This is a genomic window from Cryptosporangium japonicum (assembly GCF_039524755.1).
In the GTDB taxonomy this organism is placed as follows: domain Bacteria; phylum Actinomycetota; class Actinomycetes; order Mycobacteriales; family Cryptosporangiaceae; genus Cryptosporangium; species Cryptosporangium japonicum.
The window spans coordinates 1-25,990 of record NZ_BAAAGX010000028.1; the positions used below are offsets into that span (position 1 = coordinate 1).

General features: G+C 73.5%; 29 protein-coding genes and 1 pseudogene. 14 read left to right on the forward strand and 16 right to left on the reverse strand.

Annotated elements, in window-relative coordinates; translation table 11 throughout:
* The 3 genes from ABD437_RS31500 to ABD437_RS31510 all read right to left on the reverse strand — a co-directional run.
* Positions 1-255 (reverse strand): sigma-70 family RNA polymerase sigma factor (locus tag ABD437_RS31500; protein ID WP_344652590.1); only part of this gene is annotated, 255 nt, incomplete at its 3' end.
* 223 nt (positions 256-478) lie between these two features.
* On the reverse strand, positions 479-622 hold the full coding sequence (locus ABD437_RS31505) for a DUF6203 family protein (protein WP_157018127.1): 144 nt from the start codon (positions 620-622) through the stop codon (positions 479-481).
* 71 nt (positions 623-693) lie between these two features.
* Positions 694-1,443: a CAP domain-containing protein gene (locus ABD437_RS31510; protein WP_344652591.1), complete on the reverse strand. Its 750-nt coding sequence runs from the start codon at positions 1,441-1,443 to the stop codon at positions 694-696.
* A gap of 156 nt (positions 1,444-1,599) precedes the next feature.
* Between ABD437_RS31510 and ABD437_RS31515 the strand changes: the two genes are divergently transcribed.
* The 6 genes from ABD437_RS31515 to ABD437_RS31540 all read left to right on the forward strand — a co-directional run bounded on the left by ABD437_RS31515 (position 1,600) and on the right by ABD437_RS31540 (position 7,038).
* Positions 1,600-2,568 carry a TIGR03619 family F420-dependent LLM class oxidoreductase gene (locus ABD437_RS31515; protein ID WP_344652592.1) on the forward strand — a complete coding sequence of 323 codons (969 nt, stop codon included), beginning with the start codon at positions 1,600-1,602 and terminating at the stop codon, positions 2,566-2,568.
* A complete protein-coding gene (locus tag ABD437_RS31520) occupies positions 2,565-3,230 on the forward strand; it encodes a hypothetical protein (protein WP_344652593.1) in 666 nt (221 codons plus the stop codon). Before ABD437_RS31515 ends, ABD437_RS31520 begins: the two co-directional genes overlap by 4 nt.
* A gap of 318 nt (positions 3,231-3,548) precedes the next feature.
* Positions 3,549-4,547 carry a LacI family DNA-binding transcriptional regulator gene (locus ABD437_RS31525; protein WP_344652594.1) on the forward strand — a complete coding sequence of 333 codons (999 nt, stop codon included), beginning with the start codon at positions 3,549-3,551 and terminating at the stop codon, positions 4,545-4,547.
* A 26-nt stretch (positions 4,548-4,573) separates the two neighbouring features.
* Positions 4,574-5,002: an HIT family protein gene (locus tag ABD437_RS31530; protein WP_344652595.1), complete on the forward strand. Its 429-nt coding sequence runs from the start codon at positions 4,574-4,576 to the stop codon at positions 5,000-5,002.
* A gap of 130 nt (positions 5,003-5,132) precedes the next feature.
* Positions 5,133-6,305 (forward strand): aminotransferase-like domain-containing protein, encoded by a 1,173-nt coding sequence (locus ABD437_RS31535; RefSeq protein ID WP_344652596.1) that lies wholly within the window; start codon positions 5,133-5,135, stop codon positions 6,303-6,305.
* 364 nt (positions 6,306-6,669) lie between these two features.
* The gene (locus ABD437_RS31540; RefSeq protein WP_344652597.1) at positions 6,670-7,038 is read left to right on the forward strand and encodes an FKBP-type peptidyl-prolyl cis-trans isomerase; all 369 of its coding nucleotides are present in this window, start codon (positions 6,670-6,672) and stop codon (positions 7,036-7,038) included.
* 91 nt (positions 7,039-7,129) lie between these two features.
* On the opposite strand, the gene ABD437_RS31545 is transcribed toward ABD437_RS31540, so the two are convergent.
* Positions 7,130-7,660: a hypothetical protein gene (locus ABD437_RS31545; protein ID WP_344652598.1), complete on the reverse strand. Its 531-nt coding sequence runs from the start codon at positions 7,658-7,660 to the stop codon at positions 7,130-7,132.
* A 190-nt stretch (positions 7,661-7,850) separates the two neighbouring features.
* Here ABD437_RS31545 and ABD437_RS31550 point away from each other — a divergent pair, with 190 nt between their 5' ends.
* Positions 7,851-8,276 (forward strand): rhodanese-like domain-containing protein, encoded by a 426-nt coding sequence (locus ABD437_RS31550; RefSeq protein WP_344652599.1) that lies wholly within the window; start codon positions 7,851-7,853, stop codon positions 8,274-8,276.
* Positions 8,273-9,220, forward strand: a complete 948-nt coding sequence (locus ABD437_RS31555; protein ID WP_344652600.1) for an aminoglycoside phosphotransferase family protein — start codon at positions 8,273-8,275, stop codon at positions 9,218-9,220. Before ABD437_RS31550 ends, ABD437_RS31555 begins: the two co-directional genes overlap by 4 nt.
* Here ABD437_RS31555 and ABD437_RS31560 read toward each other — a convergent pair.
* The 4 genes from ABD437_RS31560 to ABD437_RS31575 all read right to left on the reverse strand — a co-directional run bounded on the left by ABD437_RS31560 (position 9,195) and on the right by ABD437_RS31575 (position 13,721).
* Positions 9,195-9,485 carry a DNA glycosylase AlkZ-like family protein gene (locus ABD437_RS31560; protein WP_344652601.1) on the reverse strand — a complete coding sequence of 97 codons (291 nt, stop codon included), beginning with the start codon at positions 9,483-9,485 and terminating at the stop codon, positions 9,195-9,197. The two genes, ABD437_RS31555 and ABD437_RS31560, sit on opposite strands and share 26 nt — an antisense overlap.
* A 151-nt stretch (positions 9,486-9,636) precedes the next feature.
* The gene (gene pdxR / locus ABD437_RS31565; protein WP_344652602.1) at positions 9,637-11,169 is read right to left on the reverse strand and encodes a MocR-like pyridoxine biosynthesis transcription factor PdxR; all 1,533 of its coding nucleotides are present in this window, start codon (positions 11,167-11,169) and stop codon (positions 9,637-9,639) included.
* On the reverse strand, positions 11,136-12,383 hold the full coding sequence (locus tag ABD437_RS31570; RefSeq protein WP_344652603.1) for an MFS transporter: 1,248 nt from the start codon (positions 12,381-12,383) through the stop codon (positions 11,136-11,138). Before ABD437_RS31570 ends, pdxR begins: the two co-directional genes overlap by 34 nt.
* Positions 12,384-12,425: 42 nt before the next feature.
* Positions 12,426-13,721 (reverse strand): cytochrome P450, encoded by a 1,296-nt coding sequence (locus tag ABD437_RS31575; protein ID WP_344652604.1) that lies wholly within the window; start codon positions 13,719-13,721, stop codon positions 12,426-12,428.
* Between the two features lie 82 nt (positions 13,722-13,803).
* Between ABD437_RS31575 and ABD437_RS31580 the strand changes: the two genes are divergently transcribed.
* On the forward strand, positions 13,804-14,583 hold the full coding sequence (locus ABD437_RS31580) for a hypothetical protein (RefSeq protein WP_344652605.1): 780 nt from the start codon (positions 13,804-13,806) through the stop codon (positions 14,581-14,583).
* A 2-nt stretch (positions 14,584-14,585) separates the two neighbouring features.
* Here the strand turns inward: ABD437_RS31580 and ABD437_RS31585 are convergent.
* Positions 14,586-15,284, reverse strand: a pseudogene (locus ABD437_RS31585) (class I SAM-dependent methyltransferase); the annotation flags it as partial.
* On the opposite strand from ABD437_RS31585, the gene ABD437_RS31590 reads away from it, so the two are divergent.
* Positions 15,285-15,590, forward strand: a complete 306-nt coding sequence (locus ABD437_RS31590; RefSeq protein ID WP_344652926.1) for a hypothetical protein — start codon at positions 15,285-15,287, stop codon at positions 15,588-15,590.
* Here the strand turns inward: ABD437_RS31590 and ABD437_RS31595 are convergent.
* Positions 15,574-16,704 carry an FAD-dependent monooxygenase gene (locus tag ABD437_RS31595; protein WP_344652606.1) on the reverse strand — a complete coding sequence of 377 codons (1,131 nt, stop codon included), beginning with the start codon at positions 16,702-16,704 and terminating at the stop codon, positions 15,574-15,576. The two genes, ABD437_RS31590 and ABD437_RS31595, sit on opposite strands and share 17 nt — an antisense overlap.
* A gap of 169 nt (positions 16,705-16,873) precedes the next feature.
* On the opposite strand from ABD437_RS31595, the gene ABD437_RS31600 reads away from it, so the two are divergent.
* Positions 16,874-17,884 (forward strand): phosphotransferase family protein, encoded by a 1,011-nt coding sequence (locus ABD437_RS31600; protein WP_344652607.1) that lies wholly within the window; start codon positions 16,874-16,876, stop codon positions 17,882-17,884.
* Here the strand turns inward: ABD437_RS31600 and ABD437_RS31605 are convergent.
* Positions 17,873-18,970, reverse strand: coding sequence for a coiled-coil domain-containing protein (locus tag ABD437_RS31605; protein WP_344652608.1), 1,098 nt, complete (start codon positions 18,968-18,970; stop codon positions 17,873-17,875). The two genes, ABD437_RS31600 and ABD437_RS31605, sit on opposite strands and share 12 nt — an antisense overlap.
* A 137-nt stretch (positions 18,971-19,107) precedes the next feature.
* Positions 19,108-19,530, reverse strand: a complete 423-nt coding sequence (locus tag ABD437_RS31610) for a winged helix-turn-helix transcriptional regulator (protein WP_425558290.1) — start codon at positions 19,528-19,530, stop codon at positions 19,108-19,110.
* A 49-nt stretch (positions 19,531-19,579) separates the two neighbouring features.
* On the opposite strand from ABD437_RS31610, the gene ABD437_RS31615 reads away from it, so the two are divergent.
* The gene (locus tag ABD437_RS31615) at positions 19,580-20,497 is read left to right on the forward strand and encodes an alpha/beta fold hydrolase (protein ID WP_344652609.1); all 918 of its coding nucleotides are present in this window, start codon (positions 19,580-19,582) and stop codon (positions 20,495-20,497) included.
* Here the strand turns inward: ABD437_RS31615 and ABD437_RS31620 are convergent.
* The 3 genes from ABD437_RS31620 to ABD437_RS31630 are packed head-to-tail and all read right to left on the reverse strand — an operon-like array spanning position 20,435 to position 22,817.
* The gene (locus ABD437_RS31620; RefSeq protein WP_344652610.1) at positions 20,435-21,010 is read right to left on the reverse strand and encodes a dihydrofolate reductase family protein; all 576 of its coding nucleotides are present in this window, start codon (positions 21,008-21,010) and stop codon (positions 20,435-20,437) included. The two genes, ABD437_RS31615 and ABD437_RS31620, sit on opposite strands and share 63 nt — an antisense overlap.
* Positions 21,011-21,015: 5 nt before the next feature.
* A complete protein-coding gene (locus tag ABD437_RS31625) occupies positions 21,016-21,861 on the reverse strand; it encodes an ABC transporter permease (RefSeq protein ID WP_344652611.1) in 846 nt (281 codons plus the stop codon).
* Positions 21,858-22,817 carry an ATP-binding cassette domain-containing protein gene (locus ABD437_RS31630; protein ID WP_425558291.1) on the reverse strand — a complete coding sequence of 320 codons (960 nt, stop codon included), beginning with the start codon at positions 22,815-22,817 and terminating at the stop codon, positions 21,858-21,860. The genes ABD437_RS31625 and ABD437_RS31630 overlap by 4 nt, the downstream gene beginning before the upstream one ends.
* An 80-nt stretch (positions 22,818-22,897) precedes the next feature.
* On the opposite strand from ABD437_RS31630, the gene ABD437_RS31635 reads away from it, so the two are divergent.
* Entirely contained in the window at positions 22,898-24,001 is a 1,104-nt protein-coding gene (locus ABD437_RS31635) for a glycosyltransferase (RefSeq protein ID WP_344652613.1), read from the forward strand.
* Between the two features lie 58 nt (positions 24,002-24,059).
* The gene (locus tag ABD437_RS31640; RefSeq protein WP_344652614.1) at positions 24,060-24,527 is read left to right on the forward strand and encodes a cupin domain-containing protein; all 468 of its coding nucleotides are present in this window, start codon (positions 24,060-24,062) and stop codon (positions 24,525-24,527) included.
* Here ABD437_RS31640 and ABD437_RS31645 read toward each other — a convergent pair.
* Positions 24,511-25,821, reverse strand: a complete 1,311-nt coding sequence (locus ABD437_RS31645; RefSeq protein WP_344652615.1) for a DUF4185 domain-containing protein — start codon at positions 25,819-25,821, stop codon at positions 24,511-24,513. The genes ABD437_RS31640 and ABD437_RS31645 overlap by 17 nt on opposite strands.
* Between the last annotated feature and the right edge of the window lie 169 nt (positions 25,822-25,990).

Sequence of the window (25,990 nt, forward strand, 5' to 3'; positions counted from 1 at the left end):
GTCGAGGAGGGCGCCGCGGATGCGGACGGTGGCGAACGAGCCGAACGGCGTCCCCCGCGACGGGTCGAACGACTTGGCCGCCGCCGCCAGTGCGGCCAGGCCGGCCGAGGTGAGGTCGTCGCGGTTGACGTGGGCGGGGACGCGGCCGAGCATCTCCCGGACCAGGTGGCCGACCAGCGGCAGGTGCTCGCGGACGAGCGTGTCCAGCTCTCGATCGGTCAGGCGCGCCGGGGCGGCCACAGTAGTCGTGCTCATGCGTTCCCCCTGTGTGTTCACCGGTCGGAGCCGTTCGCTCCCGCTCCCGCAGCGGGGCCGTTCCGGCCCGACACCACAGAGCTTGTGACCGTTCGGGTGCGAGAGCGGGTGCCGCTCAGTTGCACTCCGGTTGCAAGGGGTGATTTCACGATCACTTTCCGTGAACACCGGAAACGCAGAAAAGGCCGGGCACGGAATTCCGTGCCCGGCCCTCTCGTCGGCGTCAGCGCACCGCACCTACCTGCTGGGCCTTCTTGGCCCGACGGTGCCGGAGATACCAGCCGCCGCCGATGACGACGGCAGCGCCCAGCGGCGTCCGGGCCGCGATCTTCTTGAGAATCGCGCCCTGTGCGAGTTCCTTCAGCATGGGGACCTTCCTCGGGTAGCCAGCTCTGTCCGCTGAATACCCGGTGAACGGCCGGTCATGCCGAACGAACGTCAGTTCGAGAAGTCCTGGGTCATCCAGAGCGTCCCCTTGGCGTCCCGGTACAGGTCGATCCCGATGCGGCCCATGGACGGGTTGAGGATGTTGCGGCGGTGACCGTCGTTCGGCGCCACCTCGTCGATCATCGACTGGGTGATGCGGGTCGCGGTGGCCGTGTGCGCGGCGTCGGTGGAGGCGGTGGTGCTGCCGTAGCCGATGTTCTCGGCCCAGGCACTCCACTTCAGGCCCTGCGCGCTGATCCGCGTGCCGGCGTTGCCCTCGTTGGCGCACTGGTGCGACAGGCCGCAGCCACCGGCCATCGTCAGGTTGTGCTGGTGCGCGGCGGCGGTCAGCTGGTTGTTGAGCGTCAGCGCCTTCGCGCCGTTGGCGGCCCGGACCTTGTTGATCTGGGTCAGCACGGCCTGCACCGGGGCGGACACCGCGGTCGTGGTGTTCGCGGTGCTGCCGACCGGGGCCGAGGTGGCCGGCGCGGTGGTGCTGGGCGCGGTCGTGGCCGGCGCGGTGGGCGTCGTGGGGCGCGTGACCGGGGCGGTGGTGACCGGCTTGGCCGGGCGCGTGTAGCGCGGCCCGCCCCACGGGCCGTAGTACTCGTCGTCGTACTGGTACTGCGAGGCGTAGCGGTCGTAACCCCCAGCCGGGAGCGGAGCGGCCGAAGCCGCGGAGCCCGCACCGACAGCCATCGTGGTAAAGACGGAGGCGGCGACGATGCCGAACACGATCTTCTTACCAACGGTGGTTCGCACTAATTGTCCCCCTGTTTTCGGCGCTGACCGCGGTTGCCGTCGGCGTCACCGATCACATCGGCGGGGGTGCCACGGCAGTGAGGGAACCGTCGGTGAGCGTCCGGGGGCAGGTGGGTTGCGCGAAAGTTGTCGGAGGGCTGGTGCATGCTCGGGCGCATGGACATCGGATTCGGCCTCCCGGTAGCGGGAGGGTGGGCGACGCCGGAGAACGTGGTCACGGTGGCCCGGCACGCCGAGGAGCTCGGTTACCGCACGCTCTGGTCGTTCCAGCGGCTGCTGGTGCCCGAGGGCAAACGCCTCGCGCCGACGTACCACAGCGTGCTCGATCCGGTCGTAGCGCTGGCCTTCGCCGCCGGCACCACCGAGCGCATCGGCCTCGGCACGGCGATCGTCAACGCGCCGTTCACCGCGCCGGCCGTGCTCGGTCAGCAACTCGCGACGCTCGACGTCCTGTCCCGGGGGCGCCTGCTGGCCGGTCTCGGCCTCGGCTGGATCCCGGGTGAGTTCACCGCGGCCGGCGTCGCGTTCGAGCGGCGCGGCGCGCGGTTCGAGGAGTACCTGCGCTGTCTGGATGCGGTGTGGGGTCCCGACCCGGTGGCGTTCGAGGGCGAGTTCTACCACGTCGAGCCGTCCTCGGTGCTCCCGAAGCCGGTGCAGCGGCCGCGCCCGCCGGTGCTGATCGGCGGTGACGCTCCGCGCGCCCTGGAGCGTGCCGGTCGGCTCGCCGACGGGTGGATCAGCCGCAGCACGTTCGATCTCACGAAGTTGCGCCCGGCCGTCGACGCGGTGCGCACGGCTGCGGAGAAGGCCGGGCGCGATCCCGACGCGTTGCGCTTCGTGTGCCGTGGCGTCGTGGTCGTCGGCGAGCGCACCGGTCCGCTGACCGGCACGTTGGAGCAGGTGAAGGCCGACTTCCCGGCGCTGGAGGAGCAGGGCATCACGGAGGTCTTCGTCGACCTGAACTTCGATCCGGCCGTCGGCGCGATCGGGTCCGACGCCGCCGCGGGGCTGCGTCACGCACTCACCGTGCTGGACGCGCTGGCCCCCGAAGCGGGTGGCGCCGGGGGGCAATTGGGCGGGGCACCTGAGAAAACATTGCGTGACCCGGGACACTGGACCTCATGAGCTCGCCACGACGCCTGTTCGCGATGCTCGGTGCGGCCACGGTCGCCACCGTCTTCGCCGTGCTGATACCGGCCCAAGCCTGGGCCGCCGAGAACCCCGCCCTCGCCGATCTCGCCGTGGAAACCGCCCGCGGTCGCCGCAGCCGGGGCGGGTTCGGCGGCATCTGCGGTCTGGTCTGCTGCCTCCTGTTCATCGCGATCATCGTGATCGGTGTGGTGCTGTTCATGCGCCGTCGCGGTGGCGGTCAGGGTGGCCCCGGCGGGCCCGGTGGCTTCGGCCCGGGCCCGGGTGGCCCCGGCGGGCCCGGTGGCCCCGGTGGTTACGGCCCCGGCAACTACGGCCAGCCGACGAGCGGCCCGGGCTACACCCCGCCGCCCACCAGCGGGCCGGGCGCGGGTTACGGCCCGCCGCCCACCAGCGGGGCCGGGTACACCCCGCCGCCGAGCAACGACCCGGGCCACGGGTACTCGTCGCCGCCCACCAGCGGGCCGGGCTACTCGCCGCCGCCCACCAGCGGTCCCGGGTACTCGCCGGCGCCGGGAGAGCCGGGCTCCGGTTACCCGCCGCCCGGCAACGGGCCGGGCTACACCCCGCCGCCCACCAGCGGGCCGCCCGGGCCGCCGCCGGGTCCGGGTCCGCTGCCGCCCTCGGCGCCGTACTGATCGCTCGTTAGCGAAGGCCCGGTTCCCCTCCAGCTCTTCCGGAGGGGAACCGGGCCTTCGCCGTTCCGCCGCACTGTCCGTGCGCGTGCGGTGGTCCGCCGGGCGGCGTGTGCATCGACGACCAGGACGCGCGGCTGGCCTATCAGGACGGTGCGCTCTGCACGCCGGCGGTTGTGGTGATGCGCACCGGCCGGCCCGGATCTGACTCGCGGGCACCGACGCCCCGGGCAGGAGGTGTCCGCGTGGTGCGTGCCGGCGGTGTCCGAGCCGCCGGCCGCCATCGGATTTCTGGTCGCTCCGGGGCACTAGAGTGCGGGCATGACCCCGCGGCTCGCCGACGTCGCCGTGCAGGCCGGCGTGAGCGAGGCGACCGTCAGCCGGGTCCTCAACGACAAGGCGGGCGTCTCCCCCGCGACGCGCCAGGCCGTGCTCGCCGCGCTCGACATCCTGGGTTACGAGCGGCCGCCGCGCCTGCAGCAGCGCAGCGCGGGCCTGATCGGGCTGATCATCCCCGAGCTCGACAACCCGATCTTCCCGGCGTTCGCCCAGGTCATCGAGCAGGGGCTGTCGATGGCCGGCTTCACCGCCGTGCTCTGCACCCAGGCGCCCGGCGGGATGACCGAGGACGCGTTCACCGACGTCCTCACCGACCGGGGCGCCGCCGGCATCGTCTTCGTGTCGGGGTTGCACGCCGACAGCACCGCCGACGTCGAGCGCTACAACCGGCTGGCCGCGCGGCAGTTACCGATCGTGCTGATCAACGGGTACCGGCCCGGGGTCGCGGCCCCGTTCCTGTCCACCGACGACCGGGCGGCGATCCGGCAGTCGGTGTCCCATCTGGTCAGTCTCGGGCACGAACGGATCGGGCTGGCGGTGGGCCCGCGGCGGTTCGTGCCGGTGCTGCGCAAGTTGGAGGCGTTCACCGGGATCGTCGGCGACGCCGGCCGGGTGGAGCACACGTTCTTCACCGTCGAAGGGGGCCGGGCCGCCGCGGCGTCGCTGGTCGCGGCCGGGTGCACGGCGGTGATCTGCGGCAGTGACCTGATGGCGCTCGGCGCGATCCGGGCGATCCGGGACCGCGGGCTGTCGGTACCCGGCGACGTGTCGGTGATCGGGTTCGACGACTCGCCGCTGGTGGCGTTCACCGATCCGCCGCTCACGACCGTGCGCCAGCCGGTGCCGGCGATGGGCGTCGCGGCGGTGCGGATGCTGCTGGACGAGATCGCGGGTGGGCCCGGCCCGAAGTCGGAGTTCCTGTTCGAGCCCGAACTGGTGGTGCGCGGGTCGACGGGGCCAGCGCGGCACGTGCGCGGGTGACGGCGGGGCTCTGGCATGCTGGGCCGGTGGCGAGCATATTCACGCGGATCATCGACGGGGAGTTGCCGGGGCGGTTCGTCTGGAAGGACGAGCACGCGGTCGCGTTCCTGAGCATCGCGCCGATTCGGCCGGGCCACGCGCTGGTGGTGCCGCGGGTCGAGATCGACCAGTGGACCGACGCGCCGGTGGAGCTGATCACGCACCTCACGACCGTGGCGCAGACGATCGGGCAGGCGCAGAAGGACGCGTGGGAGGCGCCCCGGGCCGCGCTGATCATCGCCGGCTTCGAGGTGCCGCACCTGCACCTGCACACGTACCCGGCCTGGGACCTCGACGACCTCGACTTCGGCAACGCCGATCCGCGTCCGGACTCCCAGGACATGGACGACGCCGCCGAGCGGCTGCGCAACGCGCTGGTCGCGAACGGGCACGCGGACCAGGTTCCCACCAAGTAGGAATCGAATTCCGCTCTGTAGGAACCCCGGGTTAGCCTCGAGGCCGGACCCGACCAGGGCCGCACCCGCGCCAGGGCGGCACGGCACCACCGTCTCCGCTCCGCGCTCCGTTCGCGCCCTGGAGGTCGTCGTGCCGTCGTTGCCCCCGCTCGCCGCCCGGTTGCAGGGTGTCGCGAGTTCACCCGTGCGTGATCTGCTCGCGCTGCTCGAACGTCCCGACGTGCTGTCGTTCGCCGGTGGGTTGCCCGCGCCGGAGCTCTTCGACCTCGACGGGGTCCGGGACGCGTACACGCGGGTGCTCGCCGGGCCGGGTGCGCGCCTCGCGTTGCAGTACGCGCCCACCGAGGGCAACGCCGAGCTGCGGGCGCTCGTGGCGGCCCGGCTCACCGGCCGGGGCCTGCCGACCGACCCCGGCGACCTGGTGATCACCACCGGGTCCCAGCAGGCGCTGACGCTCGTCACGACCGCGTTGCTCGACCCGGGCGCGGTCGTCGCGGTGGAGTCGCCGACGTACCTCGCCGCACTGCAGAGCTTCCAGCTGGCCGGCGCCCGGATCGTCGCGGTGCCCGGCGACGAGGACGGCGTCGACCCGGACGCGCTGGCCGACGTCGTCGCGCGGCACCGGCCGGTGCTGTTCTACACGGTGCCGACGTTCGCGAACCCGACCGGGCGGACGCTGCCGGCCGCACGCCGGGCGGAGGTCGCGCGGATCGCCGCGGCCGGGGGGATGCGTGTCGTGGAGGACGATCCGTACGGCGAGCTGCGGTACCGGGGTGAGCCGGTGGCGCCGATCGCCGCGGGGTCGGAGCAGGTGTTCTACCTGGGGAGCTTCTCGAAGATCGGCGCGCCGGGGCTGCGGCTCGGGTGGGTGCGCAGCCCGGCGGACGTGCGTCCGGCGCTGGTCGTGGCGAAGCAGGCCGCGGACCTGCACACGTCGACGATCGACCAGGCCGCCGCGGTGGCGTACCTGGCCGTGGCCGACGTCGACGCGCACGTGGCGCGGTTGCGTGCCGCCTACCGGGAGCGGCGGGACACGATGGTCGCCGCGCTGCCGTCGGTGCTGCCGGCCGGGAGCACGTGGACGGATCCGGACGGGGGGATGTTCGTCTGGGTGCGGCTTCCGGACGGGTTCGACGCGGCGTCGCTGCTGACGACCGCGCTCGCGCACGACGTGGCGTTCGTGCCGGGTGCGCCGTTCTACGCCGGGGAACCCGATCGCGCGACGCTCCGGTTGTCGTTCACGACGAACTCCCCGGAGGCGATCCAGGAAGGCATGAAGCGGCTCGGAGCGGCATTGGTCTGAGTCTCGGGGGCCGGCCGGACCCTGCTCTGGGGGCGCTGTGGTGGTCCGGCCACCCGGACAACTGCCGGACCCCGCTCTGGGGGCGCTGTGGTGGTCCGGCCACCCGGACAACGGCGGGGGCCGGCCGGACCCGGGGGGGTGGTCCGGCCGGCGGGATCAGCATCACCCGGACGGTGGATCACCTGGGCCGGTTGGCCCGCGGCTTAAGGCAGTCGTTAGGTCTGCTTAGGACAGTGGGTGCGCTCCCGGCTCATTCCGGCTGCTCCGGGCACGGAACGGACCCGATCGGGCGAGCCGGGGCACGGCTCGCCGACCGCCCATGGTTCGATCGAGAACGCCCTATCCGCTCTCTAGGAGGCAACTGATGCAGAAGCCCGACGTCGGCCCCATCGAGGGTGCTCCCCCGGCCGACCTGGTCGTCGAGGACCTGACCGTCGGTGACGGCGCCACCGTGGGCGCCGGCCAGGTGGCCTCGGTGCACTACGTCGGGGTGTCGCACTCCACCGGTAAGGAGTTCGACGCCTCGTACAACCGCGGTGCCCCGCTCGATTTCACCGTGGGCGCCGGCCAGGTCATCTCCGGCTGGGACCAGGGGGTCAACGGCATGAAGATCGGCGGGCGGCGCAAGCTGACGATCCCGCCGCACCTGGCCTACGGCGACCGCGGTGCCGCCGGCGTGATCAAGCCCGGCGAGACGCTGATCTTCGTCGTCGACCTGGTCGGCGTCCGCTAACACCGGTCGATCGCCGCCCGGCGGGAGGGTTCCGCCGGGCGGCGGCGCCGGCTCAACGGTGGGCCGGTGCGAGCGGCAGCGAGCACGGCCCTCAAGCGCGAACCGACGCCGCGTGTGCTTCGGCCCCGAGCGCGCGCAGCGGTTCGTAGGCCGCCGGGAGCGGGAGCTCGGCGAGCCGCTCGAGCCGGTACCGCACCACCTGCCGACGCGACGGCCGGGGGCAGGCGCCAGCCGCACCAGCAGCTGGGCCGAGGCACGCGGAGGTAGGCGGCGAGCCAGGCGACGTGGCGGTGTCGGCGAACTCGAAGTCGAGTAGGACCAGCCCGTCGGCGGTCTCGATGGTGTTGTCGGGGCCGGCGTCGCCCGGGTCCATCGCGCGGGCGGCGGCCGGGAGCACGTCCGGGACCGTGCGCAGCGCCGCCGGCGCCGCCGGCGACGGGTGGACGCCCAGGTGCGGCAGGTGGGTGGCGAGGTCGACGGCGGCGTCGGCGCGGAGCCCGGCCGAGGAGTCGAGCGCGGCCCGTTCACGCCACGGCTCGGCCTCGGTGGGCGCTTTCAGGATGACGCTCCCCGGCCCGCCGGGACGGCCCGAGGTGGGCGCGGAAGACGGTGGACCGGGCACCGGCGGCGAGCGGGGCGTCGGGCGTGAGCGTCACCTCGCCGAAGCGCGGGCGCAGGGCGTCGGCGGCGCGAGCGGCGAGCCCCGACAGATCGGGCACCGCGCCAGCCTGGGACCGCCGTCGGGTTGACGCATTCCACTTCTCCGGGACCTTCCTGACGCACCCGGGGCACGCGCGCGACACAATCGGTGCGTGCGCGACAACACGGGAGGTCAGCATCGGCGACGCGAGGAGCCGGAACCCGCGCGGCCGGACGAGTTCGTCTGGCGGCTGACCCCGGCCGAGACCGTGGCCGCGTTCGTCCGCGGCGCCGTGCTCATCGACGTCAGGACGATCGTCGAGCGGCGGGCGCAGGGCTGGTTACCGGGCGCGATAGTGCTCGAGCGATCGGTGCTGGAGTGGCGGGCGGTGCCGAACAGCGGCGGCCATCTGCCCGAGGTGACGAGCTTCGACGTCGAGATCGTGCTGGTCTCGCGCGACGGGGAGGAGTCGAGCCTCGCCGCCGCGCGCCTGCGTGAGCTGGGGCTCTGGCGCGCGACCGACCTCGCCGGCGGGTTCGAGGCGTGGATCGCGGCCGACCTGCCGATCGGCGGCGACCCCGCGGCGATCCGCCGATGATCGCGGTGCCCCCGGCGTTGGTCGGCAGCGCCACCGCGACCTGGGGCGACGAGGGGCGTCGGTGGGTGGCGGCGCTGCCCGGCCTCGTGGACGACGTCGCTCACGACTGGGCGCTGCGCGTCGGCGAGCCGTACGTCCTCTCCTACCACTGGGTCGCGCCGGTGACGGACGCCGCCGGGCGCCGGGCGGTGCTCAAGCTCGGCCCACCCGGCCCGGGGCACCTCCGGGACGAAGCCGCCGCACTGCGTGCCTTCGACGGGCACGGCGCCGTCCGCCTCCTCGCCGAGGACGCCGACCGCGGTGTCCTGCTGCTCGAACGGGCCGAACCCGGCACGCTCGCCCGCGACCTCCTCACCGGCGACGACCGGAGCCGCCCGCTCGCGGCTCGGGACGCCGACGCCACCGCCGCGCTGGTGACGGTCGCGAACCGCCTCCATCGCACCGCGGCGGCCCCGCTGCCCGACGTGACGACGCAGCGCGAGGCGTTCGCCGGGTACCTCCGGACGTTCTCCGGCCGCGGGCCGCTGCCGCGCGAGCTGGTGGAGCGGGCCGACCGGCTGTTCGGTGAGCTCTGCTCCGACCGCACGCGCACGGCCGTGGTGCACGGCGACCTCCACCACGACAACGTGCTCCGCGCCGAGCGCGAACCCTGGCTCGCGATCGACCCGCACGGCCTGGTCGGCGACCCCGCGTACGAGGCCGCGGCGATGCTCTGGAACCCCGACCCCGACCGGCGCGACCCGTCGTTGCTCGCGCTGGTGCCGGCCCGGATCGAGCAGCTCGCCGACGGCCTCGGCCAGCCGGTGGAACGGGTCACCGCGTGGGGCTTCGCGGTGGCGATGCTGTCGGAGGTGTGGGACACCGAAGGCCGGGACGCCCCCGGGCCGCCCGGCCGCGCGCTCGACGTGGCCCGGCTGCTCAGCCGCACAGCTCCCGTTCGGTAGGGGTGCGGAACCCGGCCTCGACGTCGGCGAGCCAGGCCTCGGCGCCGGGGACACCGGCTGCGACCAGGTCCTCGAGCAGCGCGCGGCGCTGGGTGGCGACCACGCGCTCCCTCGTCGACGCCTCGACGTCCGGCAGCAGCGGGCTGGGTACGACGAACACCGTGCGCCGCATACCGAGCATGCGCACCAGCGTGCGCCGCGTGTACAGCGCGTCCTGGAGGTCGGCCGGTGTACCGCGGGCCGCGCGGCCGCGGCTCCCCGGCACGCCCCAGGGCCCGCCACGCCCACCGAGAACGGCACGACGACGATCGGCGTCGTCACCACGCCCGGGGTGCAGCCGCGGTACGCCGCCGGCCGACCGCCACCCACGCGCGCGCCGGGCCGATGTCGGGCGCGTCGCGCAGCCGGTCAGCGGATCACCGATGGCTCCGGTCTACCGCGTCGCGCAACGCGTCGAGGCCGGACGGTATTTTCTCGGCCCCGACGAGGCCGAAACCGAAGACCATCCCGCCGTGCTCGCGCACCGTCTCGACGTGCACACCGCGGCGCGCGGCCCCGCGCGCGAGTGCCTCCACGTCGACGCCGGGCGCGGCGCGCGCGCACAGGTGCAGCCCGGCGGCCGACGGGATGCGGGTGAGCACGTCGGCGAAGTCGCGGTCGAGCCGGGCGGTGAGGGCGTGGTGCCGTTCGGCGTAGACCCGGGTGGCCCGGCGGACGTGCCGCGCCAGCCGGCCCTCGTCGAGGAAGCGGGCCAGCGCGTGCTGGGTGACCGGGTCGCCGTGCCGGTCGGTGAGACGCCGGGCGGCGACCAGCGCGGGGCGCAGCGAGCGCGGTGCGACCAGGAACCCGAGGCGCAGGGCCGGGGACAGCGTCTTCGCGAACGAGCCGACGTAGACGACCCGGCCGTCGGGGTCGAGACTCTGGAGCGGTTCGAGGGGACGGTCGGCGTACCGGAACTCGCTGTCGTAGTCGTCCTCGACGACGACGGCGTCGTGCCGGTCGGCCCAGCGCAGGAGGGCGGCGCGGCGGGGCAGTGAGAGCGGGACACCGAGCGGGTACTGGTGGGCCGGCGTCACGTACACCAGGCGGACGTCACGGGGCAGCGCGTCCACGACCAGGCCCTCGGCGTCGACGGGGACGTCGACGATCCGGGCGCCCCGGGCCGCGTAGAGGGCGCGGACGGCGGGGTAGCCGGGTGCTTCGACGGCGACGCGGTCCCCCGGGGCGAGCAGGACCCGTCCGATCAGGTCGAAGGCCTGCTGGGCGCCGGCGGTGACGAGGACGTCGCCGGTGTCCGCGCGCACGGCCCTGGCCACCCCGACGTGGTGCGCGATCGCGGCGCGCAGGGCGGGGACGCCGGCCGGGTCGCCGTACGCGTCGTCGCGGAAGACGGCCGCGCGGAGGGCGCCGCTCATCAGCCGCCGCCAGGTGGCCAGCGGGAACAGCCCCGGGTCGGGCAGCCCGACCCGGAAATCCCACCCCGCACCGCCGCTACCGGCCGGAAAGCCACCCACCGGTAGATCGTCCGCCGAGGCTCGGTCCGCCGAATCCGGGGCCGCCGAATCCGGGGCCGCCGAATCCTGGGCCGCCGAATCCTGGGCCGCCGAATCCGGGGCCGCCGAATCCGGGGCCGCCGAATCCTGGGTGGGCCAGCCGGGGCGGGGGCGGACCGTGCGGCCGGGGCGGGCGCCGCGCGCCGAGGGAGGGGCGGGCAGCGGGGCGTCGCTGACGTAGGTTCCGGCGCCGACCCGGCCGACCAGGAATCCCTCGGCGGTCAGCCGGTCGTAGGCGACGCCGACCGTGGTACGCGAGATGCCGAGCTGCGCGGCCAGCTCGCGGGTGGCCGGAAGCTGCTCGCCGGGGCGCAGGCGGCCCTCGAGCACGGCCGCGCGCACCTGCCGGTAGATCTGGGCCGCTAGACCGGTTCGGCCGCTGACGTGGATCTCCATCCTGCGCCGACCGTACTGCGTTGCGCCCACCGCGCCGCGGGCACCATCAGCGCGGCGGCCAGCGCGAAGATCCCGCCGAGGACGAACCATCCGGGTGTCCCCCAGGTGACGACGAGCGTGGTGAGCAGCGCCGGGCCGATCATCCGGGCGAGCGCCACGCCGCTGGAGAAGAAGCCCTGGTACTGGCCGTGGCGGTCGGGTGGGGCGAGGTCGAAGCTCAGCTGCCACGAACCGGCCGAGTGCAGCATCTCGCCGGCCACCTGGACCACCGCCGCGGTCACCAGGCACAGCGTGGCCAGCGCGGGTGACGCTCCCCCGCCGGACAGCGCGAACACCAGGCAGGCGACGAACAGCAGCGCGCCGCCGCGGCGGACCGCTCGGGCGCCGGTGCGCACGTCGCGCACCACCCGGGCCACCCGTACCTGCAGCAGCGCGACGCTCAGCGTGTTGAGCACCAGCACCGCGGCCACCATGCCGCGCGGCGCCTCGGTGCGCTCGGCGATCCAGAGCGGCAGCACCCAGCTCAGCAGCGGCATGTTCAGCAGCAGCACCGCCTGGAGCAGCGTGATCACCGCGTACGGCCGGTCACGCAGCACCGCCCACGCCGACCCCGTCGACGCGGCCGGGCGGGCGGGCACGGAGAGCCTCGTGGCCGGGAGACTGCGGAGGATGAACGCGGCCAGCGCGAACGCGGCCGCGTCGACCGCCAGGACCGACACGTACGCCGGCGCGGTGTCGCGCCACAGCGCCAACCCGCCCAGCGCCGCCCCCAACGCCAGCCCGGCGTTCGTCGTCGACTGCAGGTAGGCGCGGGTCTCGGTACGCAGCTCCGGCGCGACCAGGTGCGCGAGCAACGCCTGCCGGGCCGCGTGCAGCCCGGCCTGGCTGCTCGCGTACGCGCACATCGCGACGACGAAGAGCGGCACCGACCGCACGCCGAGCAGCGCCACCACCGACAGCGAGGTCGCCGCCGCCAGCAGAACCGCGGTGCCGCGCGGGCCGCGCCGGTCGGCGAGATGCCCGAGCGGCACACCCGCGAGCAGCCCGGCGACCCAGCCGATCGACACCCCGACCCCGAACTGCGCGGCCGGTAACCCGACGATCCGGGTGAAGAACAACGCGAACGTCACGAAGAACGCCCCGTCGCCGACGGAGTTCGCCAGTTGGGCGAGCGCGAGCCGACGGGCGGGACCGGGAGCGGGCAGCAGGTTCACCGGTTCAGCCTGGCGCCCGACCGGCCCACCTCGAAGAGCCAATTACCCCTGATCCGAGTGGGCCACTACCCGGAACCTCATCGCCACGTGGTTGACGCTCCCGGGCAGGCGTCCGCGCGAGTCGAGCCCGAGCCGCGTCCGCAGCTCGAAGCGGTGCGACGCCCCGAGCGTCGCCAGCATCGTGCTCGCGGTGAACAGCACCAGGTTGCGCCCGGGGCACTCGGCGGGCCCGGCGCTGAACGGCACCAGCGACCAGCTCTCCCGGGCCCGTCCGTCGAGCCAGATGTCGGGGGTGAACCGGTGGGCGTACGGCAGCCGCTGACCGTCCCGATGGAAGAACGGCGCATAGATCAGGACGAGCTCACCGTCGCTCAGACCGTGGTCGACGCGCGGTTCGGCGCCGACCGGCGGGGCGACGTAGTCGCGCAGGATCGCCGGCGTCGTCGGCCACAGCCGCACCGACTCGTGCACGCAGGCACGCAGGAACGGCAGCTCGCCGGAGTCGGCCCGGGCCCGCCGCGCCTGCGCCGGATGGGTCGCGAGCAACGCCAGCACCCGGTACGTCGCGATGCCCGCGGCGTCGAACGCGAACAGCCACTGCGGGAGCTGGTCCGGGTCGGCGGCGGCGAGCGCGGCCAGGCTGCCCGGCTCGGCCCGGTCCACGTACGCCCGGATCCGGCGTCGGAACTCCGCGGTTCCCGCGGGCCGGGCGGGGTGGAACGGTCCCCAGTTCCCGTCCCGGCGCAGCCGCGCCAGCAGGTCGGTCGTCTCGAAGTCGTCCCGGGCCGAGTCGCCGAGCACGATCCGGCGCACCATCCGCCACCAGCCGGTGGCGAACCGGTCCCAGTCCAGCGACCCGGTGGCCACCAGGTCGCGCCCCTCGGACACGATCGCCGACCGCATCGCGTCGGCGTGGTGGTGGACCGGGCGGGGCGTGTCGAGGACGTCCTCGTTGAACGCCCGCCGGGGCGGACGCTCGTCGGGCGGCGAGATCAGCACTCCGCCGGGTTCGAACCGCGACAACGCGGCCGCTTTCTCGGCGTTCGCCGGGGTGAACGCCACGACGTCCGACAGCACCGTTCGCACGTCGTCCGGTGACAACACCAGCGTCATCCGCCGGAAGGGCACCTTGAGCCGCAACAGTCCGGTTCCGTAGCGCGTACGCAGCCGTTGCAGCTGCCGGATCCCGCGCCGGTCGGCGTCCAACCGTGCGGCCAGCGCCACCGCCCAGGGCCGCCGCTGGATGACCCCGATCGCGATCGTGGCGGCGAGCGGGCTCACCAGGGCCCGCGCGGTGTCGAGTGCGGAGGCCTCGGCGATCTTCGTCGGAGCGGTCATGGGCGTTCCTCTACCACCAAACTAATGCGGCAAACCGCCCAAAGCAGGTTGCCGCCGCGTCCGTCCCGGGTATGTCCGGCGCATGCTCGTGCACCTCATCGCCGACTACGGACCCGGGGACCTGGCCTTCGCCGAGGTCCGGCAGCAGCTCGCACGTCACCTGCCGGACGCGGACGTGGTCTACACGCCGGTTCCGCCGTTCGACACGCTCGGCGCCGGTTTCTGCGTCGCCCAGCTGGCGTTGACCCCCGGCCCGGCCGAGCGCTTGATCTACTGCAACGTCGCCCCGCGGGCCGACTCGGACGCGCCCCGCCCGGAGAACGAGGGCGAGCGTCTCCTGGCCGCCCGCCTGGCCGACGGCACGCGGGTCGTCGGTGTCGACGCCGGGCACGTCTTCTCGTTCCTGCGCGACGAGGCCGACGAGCTGGCCGAGATCGTGATCCCGCCGACCGGCTCCCAGTTCCGGTCCCGCGACGCGTTCCCGCCACTTCTGCCGCGGATCCTCCGGGGCGACGCCGAGCAGGCCGGCCTCGTCGACCCGGCCGCGATCCCCGCCCCGCCGGAGCGCGCGCTGCTCTACGTCGACGGGTACGGCAACCTCAAGACCAGCTGGACGGAGCCGCCGGCGCCGATCGGGTCGGTCGTGACGCTGCGGGTGGGTGGCGTCGGAGCCGAGGCGATGATCAGCGACGGGACGTTCGACGTCCCGGCGCGCACGCTGGCGTTCGCGCCGGGCAGCTCGGGCTGGACCCGGAAGGACGGCACCGAGGTGCGCTGGTACGAGGTGCTGCTGCGGGGCGGGAACGCGGCCGAGATGCTCGACCGTCCCGAACCGGGCACGCGCGTCTCGGTGCGGGCCTGACGTCAGACGACCGTGGCGGTCCAGAGCAGGTACTCCCACTCCATGACGCCGTCGACGAGCGCACGGTCGCCCAGGGCGGCGAGCTCGGCGTCGAGTTCCGCGGCGCGGTCGAGGCCCCGGTAGGCCACGATCGTCGGCCCGTAGTTGGCCTTGAAGTAGTCGCGGAACTGGGCTCCCGAGGCGAACGCGGAGATCCGGACGGTGCGTTTCTCGGCCACCACGCCGCCGACGCGGTCGCCGAAGAGGTCCGCGACGTGGTCCTCCGAGCCCCAGAGCGGCGGGGGCTGCACGCCGGGCGGCGGCGGGGCCACGAACGGCTTCATCGTGGCGAACAGCTGCCCGACGAACCCGCCGGGTGTCCAGCTGATCAGCCCGATCGTGCCGCCGGGACGGCACACCCGGACGATCTCGTCGGCGGTCGCCCGGTGGTGCGGTGCGAACATCGCGCCGACGCACGACACCACGACGTCGAACTCGTCGGCCTCGAACGGCAGGTCCTCGGCGTCGGCCTCGCGCCAGGTGAGGGAGGCGCCCCGGTCGGCGGCGAGCTTCTGCCCGGCCGCCAGCAGCGCCGGGGTGAGGTCGGCGGCGACGACCGCGGCACCGGTGAGCGCGGCCGGGATCGCCACGTTGCCGGTTCCGGCGGCGACGTCGAGGACCCGCCGGCCGGGGCCGATGCCGGTGGCGGCCACCAGGACCGGGTGCCGCCGGGACGGACCGTCGTGGAGTTCCGCTTCCCCGGGGCGCCGGCGGGGAAGCGGAACTGGTGGCTGGTCATCGCGCCGCCCGACGTCGACGTCTGCGACGTCGACCCCGGCCACGACGTGGCGGTGCGGGTGACCGCCGATCTGCGCCGGATGGTGCTGGTGTGGCGGGGCGACCTGTCCTGGGCCGACGCCGTCCGCGCCGGCGACGTCGTCCTCGACGGCCCCTCGCAGTTCCGCCGGGCGGTGCCGTCCTGGTTCCGCCCGACGCTGTTCGCGTCGGTGCCTAGGCCGGCTGGCTGACCAGCGCCGAGACCCGGCCCATCAGCCCGGGGACGTCACCGCGGACGCCGTCGATGAGCCACTGGCCCAGCTGCACCGACGACTCGACGACGGTCTTCGCCCGCTCGTACCGGCGTACCGCGAACACGTCGAAGACGCTCTGGTCGAGCTGTTCGGCGCTGATCAGCAGCTCGGCGAGCACCGCCGCGTCCTCCAGCGCCATCGCCGCGCCCTGGGCCAGGGTGGGCGGGCAGGTGTGGGCGGCGTCGCCGATGAGCACGACCCGGCCGCGGTTCCACGGCGCGTCGAGCACGTGCTCCTCGAACCGGGTGTAGTTGACCCGGCTCGGGTCGGTCAGGCCGGGGCGGATGTCGTCCCAGGGCCCGTGGTAGGCCCGGGACAGCTCCACCATCGTCGCGAGCTTCTCCTCCGGCGACAGGCCGCCGCGGTCCTGCGCCTTCTCGACGATGTACGCGTAGAGCGTGTCCTCGCCGGTGGGGCAGTACCCGGCGATGTAGCTCGGGCCGCCGTAGATCAGGTCGGTGCGGGTGACGCTGGCCGGGCGGGGCGCGAACACCCGCCAGATGCCCATGCCGGTGGCGCGGGTCTCCAGCTCGACGCCGACCGCGCGGCGGACGGCCGAGCGGATGCCGTCGGCGCCGACCACCAGGTCGTAGCGGCCGCTCGAGCCGTCGGCGAACCGCACGTCGACCCCGGTGTCGTCCTGGGTCAGCGCGGCGAACGCGGTGCCGAAGCGCACTTTGACGCCCACCTCGGCGGCGCGGCCGAGCAGGATCGCCGCGAAGTCGGGCCGGTACATGCCGAGCGTGGCGGGCAGGTCGGGGCCGCCGGTGCGGGCGTCGGGGAACTCCGCGAGGACCGTGCCGTGCGGGTCCGGTGCCCGGATGCCGAGGTCGTCGAACGCGTAGCCCTTGGCGCTGATCTGCTCCCACACCCCGAGCCGGCGGAGCACCCGCAGCGCGTTGCCCTGCAGCGTGATGCCGGAGCCGAGCGCGCCGATCTCCGGCTTGGCCTCGGCGATCTCCACCGTCACGCCACGCTCGGCGAGCAGGACCGCGACCGCGGCACCGGCCGCGCCACCGCCGACGACCAGGACGTTCGCTACAGCTGGCATGGCATTCTCCGCGTCGTTACGGGTCGGGAAAACCACTATGCGAGACCCAGGTCACATGAAGGAAATCAATTCTTCGCCTACCCGGTATCCGCCGGATTGATCACTCTAGACCACTGTGGACCGACCGGGTCGCTGCGACACTGGAGAGCAGCGATCGGAGGGAAGCAGCGTGGCTTCTGACTCAGCTCTGCCGGGGCTCGACCTGGCCCGGTTCACCGCGTGGGCGTCTCGGAACATCCCCGAGCACGGTTCGGTGCAGGACGCCGAGCTGATCGCCGGGGGGCTCTCCAACCTCACGTACCGCATCACGCTCGACACCGGGTCGCTGATCCTGCGGCGACCACCCCGCGGCCCGGTGCTCCCGAGCGCCCACGACATGGCCCGCGAGTACCGGGCGCTCTCCGCACTGCAGGGCAGCGCGGTTCCGGTCGCGCGCACGGTCGCCCACCACGCCGAGCCCGACGTCCTGGGAGCCGAGTTCTACCTGGTCGAGGACGTCGCCGGCGCGGTGTACCGGTCGGCGGAGCAGACGGCGTCGCTCAGCGTCGACGAGCGGGCCGCGGTCGGGACGGCGGTCGTGGAGGCGCTGGCCCGCATCCACGAGGTGGATCTGGCCGCGACCGGGCTGGCCGACTTCGGGCCACCGAGCGGCTACCTGCAGCGCCAGGTGCGCCGATGGGGCCGGCAGTGGGCGGCCTCCCGAACCCGGGACCTGCCGGTGCTCGACGAGGTGGTGACCCGCCTGAACGCGGAGCTGCCGGCCGACGGCGAGACGACGCTGGTCCACGGTGACTACCGGCTGGACAACATGATCGTGCGCGGCACCCGGGTGGCCGCCGTCGTCGACTGGGAACTTTCCACGCTCGGCGACCCGCTGGCCGACCTCGCGCTCACGCTGCTCTACTGGGGCGACGACGGCACGGTGTCGTCGGCGGGCGGCGTCACCGGGCACCCGGGTTTCCCCACCGCCGACGAGTTCGCCGCCGCCTACGCCACCCGCACCGGCCGGAGCCTGGAGCTGCTGCCGCTCTACCGCGCGTTCGCCGCGTTCAAGCTGGCCGTGATCCTGGAGGGCGTGCACGCGCGCTACCTGGCCGGTGGGACGGTCGGTGACGGGTACGCCCGTGCCGGCTCGGCGGTCGGCGAGCTGGCGTCCCGGGCGCTGGCGCTACTGGACTGAGAGGTGGACGTGATTGGTGTGCGCCGAGGACGGGTCTCCCCCTCTCTGGTAGGCCCGCCACCCGGAACCAGGCAGCCAGATCTGCCGGTACCAGATCACGTAGAGGACGCCGAGCCGGTCGGCGTTGTCGACGAACCACGCGGCCAGGCGGTTGCCGTAGGCCCGGTCACCGCCGGTCGCGGCCCCGCCGAACCCGCCCGGCGCGGCGGCGAAGTCGCACGCGCGGCCCTTGGGGTGCTCGCCGAACGACGCCTGCCGGAAGCAGTGCACGTAGCGGGTGAAGCCGGCCGCTTTCGTCTGCTGGAGCGCGTGCAGGGTGCGCGGGGTCAGGCAGCCGCCGGACGTGGGGTCGTCCTGCGAGCAGCCCTCGGAGCCGTACGACCCGTCTCCCCGGCGCGGGGCCGCGGTCGCTTTCCGCGTCTTCTTCCGGGTGGTCTTCTTCTCCGGTGCGGCCGGGGAGCCGTTGCCGGTGGCCGCCGGCACATCCCGGTTCTCCCCGTCGCTGGTGAAGCCGCCGGACTTCTGGCCGCCGACCTTCGCCGCGGCCAGGGCGCGCTCGGCGTCGTCCCGGCGCCGGCGCATCGTCTTCTCTTCCGTGCGCTGCTTCGCGAGTTCCGCGTCCACCCCGCGCCGGGCCGCGACCAGGTCGGCCCGGGTGTCCACCAGGTCGTCGAGCGTCTTGGTGCGCTGGCGGGTCAGGCTGTCGACCAGGCCGACGTTGCCGATCAGGTCGGGCAGGGAGCGGGAGTTCGCCATCGCGGTGGCCGGGTCGGGCAGGCCGCGCCGGTAGGCCGCCGCGCTCAGTTCCTGGACCTGTTCCTCCAGCACCGTGATGCGCTTTTCGGCGCCGGCGATCTGATTGATCAGCGCGGCCCGACGCTTCTGTGACGCCTGCGCTTTCGCCCGCGCATTGTTGTACCCGGCCGTGGCTTTGTCGAGATCGCGGCGGAGCTTCTCGGTGCCGCCCTCGTCGTCCTCCGCGGCCGGCCCCGGTGCCGCCGACGCCGGTCCGGGAACCACGCTGAGCAGCAGCGCGAGTCCGATCAGGACGATGGCCAGCAGGCGGGCGGTGGAGGTCACGGGCACGTCGGAAGAGTAGGCAGATCGGAAACTGCGACTTCGCCCCGCGACAGCGAATTTGCGTCGGCCTTAATCGCAAACTAAAGGCCGGTGTTACTCGTGTGGTCGGTGGGATTGATGATTCGCGGAATGACGGAGAAGCACTACTCCGGAACGGACCCTGAACGCGACGTCCGCAGCGCGTCGATCGCGCCCATGTTCGCCTCGGCCCATCGTTTCAGCTCGCGCAACGGACCGACGAGCGTGTCGCCGAGCACCGTCAACGAGTAGTGCACGGCGGGCGGGCTGGTGGGTTCTACGCGGCGACGAGCGAGGCCGTCGTCCTCGAGCTGGCGAAGGGTGTGGGTGAGCATCTTCTGCGACACACCCGGCATGCGACGGCGCAGCGCACCGAACCGCAGCTCCTCCCCGTCGGCGAGCAGCAACACGATCATGACGGTCCATTTCGAACCCACCCGGTCGAGCAGGAGCCGCGTCGGGCAGTCGGCATCGAAGAGGTCACCGTGCCGTGCCGTGGTTACGCCGGGGTGCCCAGGGGTGCCCGAAGTGCCGTCTTTCTCGGTCACCGACGCTCTCCTATCGTTGCCAGGTAACCAATGGTAACTAGGAGTCCCGATGATCGAGACGGTTCACCTCGACGACCTCCGGGTGAGCGTGCGCCGAGCCGGTGCCGGCCGGCCCGTCCTGTTGCTCCACGGCTTCCCGCACACCAAGGAGATCTGGCGGGAGGTGGAGCCCGCGCTGGTCGCGGCGGGCCACGAGGTGCTGACGCCCGACCTGCGGGGAACGGGCGACACCGAGCGGACGGCGGGCGGCTACGACGCCGTGGGCCTCGCGCGGGACCAGGTCCGCCTCCTCGACGCGTTCTCCCAGCCGGCGGCGCACGTCGTCGGCCTCGACTTCGGCGCCGCGCCCGCGTTCGCGCTCGCCGCCGCCCACCCGGACCGGGTGCTCAGCCTCACCATCGTCGAGGCGGTTCTGGGCGGGCTCGCCGGCGCGGAGGCGTTCCTGGGCTCCGGCGGACCGTGGTGGTTCGGGTTCCACCAGGCGCCGGGCGGCCTCGCCGAGGACGTGCTGAGCGGCGACGAGGACCGCTACCTCCGGTTCTTCCTCGGCAACGGGTCCCGCGCCGGGGTGCCCGAGGACCTCACCCGGCACATCGTCCGCCGCTACACCGGACGGGACAATCTGCGCGCGGCCTTCGAGCACTACCGCGCGATGCCCGCGAACGCGCGCTGGAACCGTTCCTGGGCCGAGCACGGCCGGCTGACCATGCCGGTGACCGCCGTCGGCGCCTCGACGGTCGGAGACGCACCGGCGCGCCAGCTCCGGCTGATCGCGGACGACTTCGAGGAGCACCTGCTCCCGGACAGCGGACACATCGTCCCGGTCGACGCCCCCGGCGAGCTCGCCGCGATCGTGGCGGCGACCGCCGCCCGGGCGACCTCGTCCGGCCGGAGCGAAGTCCGGTCAGCCCGGTCGACGGGCCGCGGAGTAGCGGAGGAGCACCACTCCGGACCGGAACGCGCGTGACTCGAGCAGCCGCATGCGCGGGCGTTCGACACCGTCGGGGAACAGCCGGGCACCCCGGCCCACGACGCTGGGGTGGACGAACAGCCGGTACTCGTCGACCAGGTCCTCCGCGACGAGCTGGCGGACGAGGTCGATGCTTCCGGTCACGACGATGTCGCGACCCGGCTCGGCTTTGAGCGCGGCGATGTCGTCGCGCAACGGCCCGCGCAGGATCGTCGTCGGTTCCCAGCCGGCCTCGGTGAGGCTCCGCGAGACGACGTACTTGCGCACCTGATCGAGGTACGCGCTGACCCCGGTGGTGTCCTCGGACCGCGCCGGCCAGTAGCCCCGCATCTGCTCGAACGTGACCCTCCCGACGAGGAACGCGTCGGCAGCGCGCATGTGCTCGGCCACCGCTTCGATCAGGTCGGAGGCGTCGACGTCGGGGCCCGCGCCGACCGGGTCGAACCAGCCGCCGGTCGCGTCGATCACGCCGTCCAGGGTGATGTTCTCGGTCACCACCAGAGTGCGCATCGGGCTCACCGCCGGTTGTAGCGATGCATCGTGAGTGAACCGAAGACCACGACGAACAGCGCGCCGGCGACGAACGTCCACACGATCGCCGGGCCGTCGAGCTCACCGGCCATCAGGCCGCGGATCGCGGTGACCAGGTGGGAGATCGGGTTGACGTTGACGAACGCCTGCAGCCACCCCGGCATCGTCGACGGGTCGACGTAGACGTTGCTCAGGAACGTCAGGGGCATCAGCACCATCATGCTCACGCCCATCACCGACTTCTCGCTACGCAGCACGAGCCCGAAGTAGGTCCAGATCCAGGAGAACGCGAACGAGAACACGACCAGCAACGCGATGGCGGCCACGACACCGAGGACACCGCCGCTCGGGCGGAACCCGAGGGCCAGCCCCACGGCCAGGATGACCAGCGACGCGATGACGTAGCGCAGCAGATCACCGAAGATCATCCCGACCAGGGCCGCGGGCCGCCAGACCGGCAACGTGCGGAACCGGTCGAACACACCCTTCTCGATGTCGGTGTTGAGGCCCACCCCGGTGTACATCGTGATCATCACGACGCTGGAGACCAGGATGCCGGGCAGGAAGAACTGCAGGTAGGCGCGCGGTGAATCGGCCAGCGCGCCGCCGAACAGGTACGTGAACATCAGCGTCATGATGAGCGGGAACGCCGTCACGTCGAACAGCTGCTCGGGGACGTGCTTGATGCGCAGCATCGCCCGCCAGCCGAACACGACCGACGCCGCGAGGGGCCCCGGTGGCGTCGGGCGCCCGGCCGGTGAGAGGACGGCACGCAGCGTCTCGGCCGTCGGGACGTACGCGGTGGACTCGTCGGTCGTCGTCGCGGTCATGACCCCGCTCCCTTCGCGGTGAGGGCCAGGAACACCTCGTCGAGGCTGGGCTGGCCGAGTGAGAAGTCGTCGACGACGATGCCGGCGGCGGCGAGCTCGGCCAGCGCACGGGACGCGTGCTCGGCGGCACCGCGCTCGGACCCGCCGCCGATGCGGACGGTGAGCGCCAGCGGGTCGGCGTCGGGCAGCACGGTGGCGGCCAGCGCCGCTCCGAGGATCTCCGCGGCCTCACCGCGCTGGTGCGCCTCGCGCAGGCGGACGTGCACGGTGCCGGCGCCGATCGAGGACTTCAGCGCACCCGGCGTGCCCTCGGCGATGACCTTGCCGTGGTCGATCACCGCGATGCGCCCGGCCAGCCGATCGGCCTCGTCGAGGTACTGGGTGGTGAGCAGCACGGTGGTGCCGTAGGCGACGACCGCGCGCACGATGTCCCACACCTGGTTGCGGCTGCGTGGATCGAGGCCGGTGGTGGGCTCGTCGAGGAAGAGCAGTTCCGGGGTGTTGAGGATGCTGGCCGCGATGTCGAGCCGGCGCCGCATGCCGCCGCTGTACTTCTTCACCTGGCGGTCGGCGGCCTCGGTGAGCCCGAACGCGGTGAGCAGTTCGTCGGCCCGTGAGCGGGCCGCGCGTTTCCGGTGCCCGACCAGCCGGCCGAGCAGGACCAGGTTCTCCACCCCGGTGAGGTCCTCGTCGACCGACGCGTACTGGCCGGTGAGGCTCACTTTGGCGCGGACGACGTCGGCCTCGCGCACGACGTCGTGACCGAAGATGCGCGCCTCGCCGCCGTCGGGGCGCAACAGCGTGGCCAGGATGCGCACGGCGGTGGTCTTGCCCGCGCCGTTCGGGCCCAGTACGCCGTAGACCGTGCCGGCGGGCACGCTCAGGTCGACACCGTCGACCGCCCGCGTCTCCCCGAACGTCTTGACCAGACCGACGGTCTCGATCGCTCTCTCCATGGTCCCCATGCTCCCGGGTCTATCAATTCGGTACGACAGAATTAGTGACCGTGGACGCTGTGTCCCCCTAACGTCGGCGCATGCGCGTTCTGGTGGTCTCTGCACCACTGTCCGGTCACGTCCTCCCGCTCCTTCCGTTGGCCCGTGCACTCGCCGGCGCCGACCACGAGATCCTCTTCGCCACCGCCGCCGACGCCGCGTCCGCGGTGAGAAAGATGGACCTGCCGGTGGAGGACATCGCCCCCGATTTCGACTTCGCCGCGATCGCCCGCGGCGTCGCGCTCAGACACCCGCTGACCGCACGCGCCGAACTCGCCGGCAGCGGCGGCACGAAGGGGGTCGCCGCGTTGTTCGGGGCGATCAACGCGAAGCTCGCCGACGCGGTGCGGGCGGTCACCGAGCAGTTCGATCCGGACGTCGTCGTCGCCGAGCCGCTGGCCGTGGCCGGGCCGATCGCGGCGGCCGGGCACGGCGTCCCGGCGATCCGGCACGAGACGAACCTGTTCGACGGGGCGGAGCTCGCCGCCGCCGCGGCCGGCCCGGTGCTGCGCCGGCTCGCGATCGACCGGTTACCCGACCCGGCGGCCGTGATCCAGGTCCTGCCGCCGAGCGTGGTCGGGCCGCGCCCCGGCTGGCCGATGCGCTACGTCCCGCCGGCACCGGCGCCACTGCCGTCCTGGCTCACCGAGACGCCGACGCTGCCGCGGATCCTGGTCAGCCGCAGCACGGTCGCCGGGCCGGGCAACGGGAACCTGATGAAGGCGCTGGTCGCGGTGGCCGGCTCGATCGAGGCGGAGTTCGTGCTGGTCCGCCCGGAGCCGGGCCTGCCCCCGGAGCTCCCGGACAACGTCCGGACGATCGGGTGGGTGTCGCTCGACGCGGTGCTGCCGACCTGCACCGGCCTGGTCCACCACGGCGGCGCCGGCACCGTGCAGGCGGCGCTCGCGGCCGGGGTCCCGCAGCTGGTGGTGCCGGGGCCGGGCGACCGGCGGCACAACGCCGAGCTCGTCGCGGAGATCGGCGCCGGGCTCTGCGCCCCGCGCAGCGGCCCCACCGCCGAGCACCTGCAACGGCTCATCACCGACGACGAGCTGCGCCGGGTGAGCGTGCGCATCCAGGACGAGCTGGCCGCCCGCCCGTCGCCCGACGAGATCGCGGCCCGCGTCGCTACGTTGGCGAACTGACACTGCGGACGGTGGCGCGGGCACAGAGCGCCCGCGCCCCGGACGCTTCAATTCCGGTATGGCCGCGACGACGAGCACCACCCGCCCCCAGACCTCCGGGCTCGACCACCTGGAGCCCTACCTCCTCGCCCCCTCCTCGCTGACGCCCTCCGCGCTGCGCGAGCGGGCCGGGATCATCACCGCCGAGATCGCCGCCGCCGGTGGCGCGGAGGCGATGCTGGCGGAGTCCGGCGGACAGCCGGTGGCGCTGCGCGGCAACTTCCTCTACGACGCCTGGCTGGTGCGCTGGACCCCCGGCGAGGCCACCGACCTGCACGCCCACTCGATCGGCTTCCGCACCGTCACGGTGCTCGGCGGCAGTCTCAACGAGACGGTCGCGACGGCCGACGGCCTCGACGAGACCGAGCTGACGACCGGTGAGCAGCTCGCCGCCCGTCCCGGCCACACCCACCGCCTGGTCGCCGGCGAGGGCGGCGCGGTCAGCCTGCTGCTGTCCTCGCCCCCGGCGCTCACCCCCGGAAAGTGACCCGCAGCAGGTTCAGCGCGCCGTTGGACTGCGAGTAGTACGTCACGTACTGCACCAGCCCGTCGCGTTCGGCGTACTCCGGGTGGGCGTAGGCCGCGTAGTTCGTGCCGTGCTCGCCGGGGTCGGTGTCGGACAGCGTGAACGGTTCCGACCACGGCCCGTACGGCGAACCGCCCACCTGGGCGCGCACCTCGACCGAGCCGAACTCCATGTAGATGTTGACCCAGGCCCGCAGGGCCGGGTTCCACAGCACGGTGTTGCCGGCCCCACCGGCCCGGATCGTGGCCACCGCGTCGGCCGGATCGGCCGACCACCAGCCGCCACCGCCGTAGAACCGCCACGCGGAGCGGTCGCCGATCTTCGCCAGCGGTACCTTCGCCACCCGGCACCGGACGTCGTCGGTGTGGCAGTCGCCGTAGACGTAGACGTCGTCGCCGGCCACCACCGCGGCCCAGGCGTACCGGGCGTCCGGGCCGAAGAACAGCGTCGGGTCACGGCCCTCGATGCTGCCCAGCGGCGCGGCGTCGCCGACGGTCAGCCGGGTGGCCCGGTACGTGCGCATGTCGACGGCGGCCACGCCGCTGCCGAGGTCCTGGCCGAACTTCTGCGAGCACGGCGCTTTCGGCGCCCCGCCGCGGCAGAGCTTGTGGTAGAGCACGAGCACGCGGTGCCGGGCCGGGTCGGCGATCACCGGGCCCGGCCAGAGCGCGAACGTCACACCGCAGTACCGCCCCACGCAGTTCTTCGCGTGCGCCCGCTCGAACGCGCGCTCGGCGTCGGCCCAGGGCAGGAACTCGTCGTGGAGCTCACCCGCGGTGCCGGCCAGGTCGGTCGCGGTGACCGTGATCCCGTCGCGCCCGGTCAGGTCCGCGGTGGACGCCACGGTGTTGGAGAGGAACGCCGGCGGCCCCTTCAGCGTGGTGTCGGCGAACACCCAGACCGACCGGTCGCCGTACCGGGTGCTCTGCCCGTTGTCGCGGCTGACGACCCGGTCCTGCTGGTGCAGCGCGTCGAGCCGGTCGACGCGCTGGACGGCCGGCCGGTCGGGGATCACGTCGCTCATCGGCGGGGCCGGCTCGCGCGGAGGGGACGCCGCCGCGGGGGCCGACCCGGACGGCGACGGTACCGCGGGTCGCTGCGCGTCACCGGCGTCGATCACGAAACCGGCCGCGACGAGCGTCAGCAGGTAGGCGAGCAGTGCCGTAACGATCGGGCGGCGCAGCGGGCGGCGCGTGCGGCCACCGTTCGGGGGTGCCTCGGCCGTCTCCGCGTCCGGAAAGGCAGCAGTCGGCACGGCTGCTTCCTCCCGGCGGTACGAGCGACGCTGACACTGGCTGGTGGTAACTACTGGGTGGTAGCGCTGACACTTCCATAGAAAAAACCCCGCGTGTGCGAGTCGGAAGAGTCGACGTGTGATCTGTGGTACCCCGCGGTTCCAGCACCAACCGCCACTGCCCGGTCCT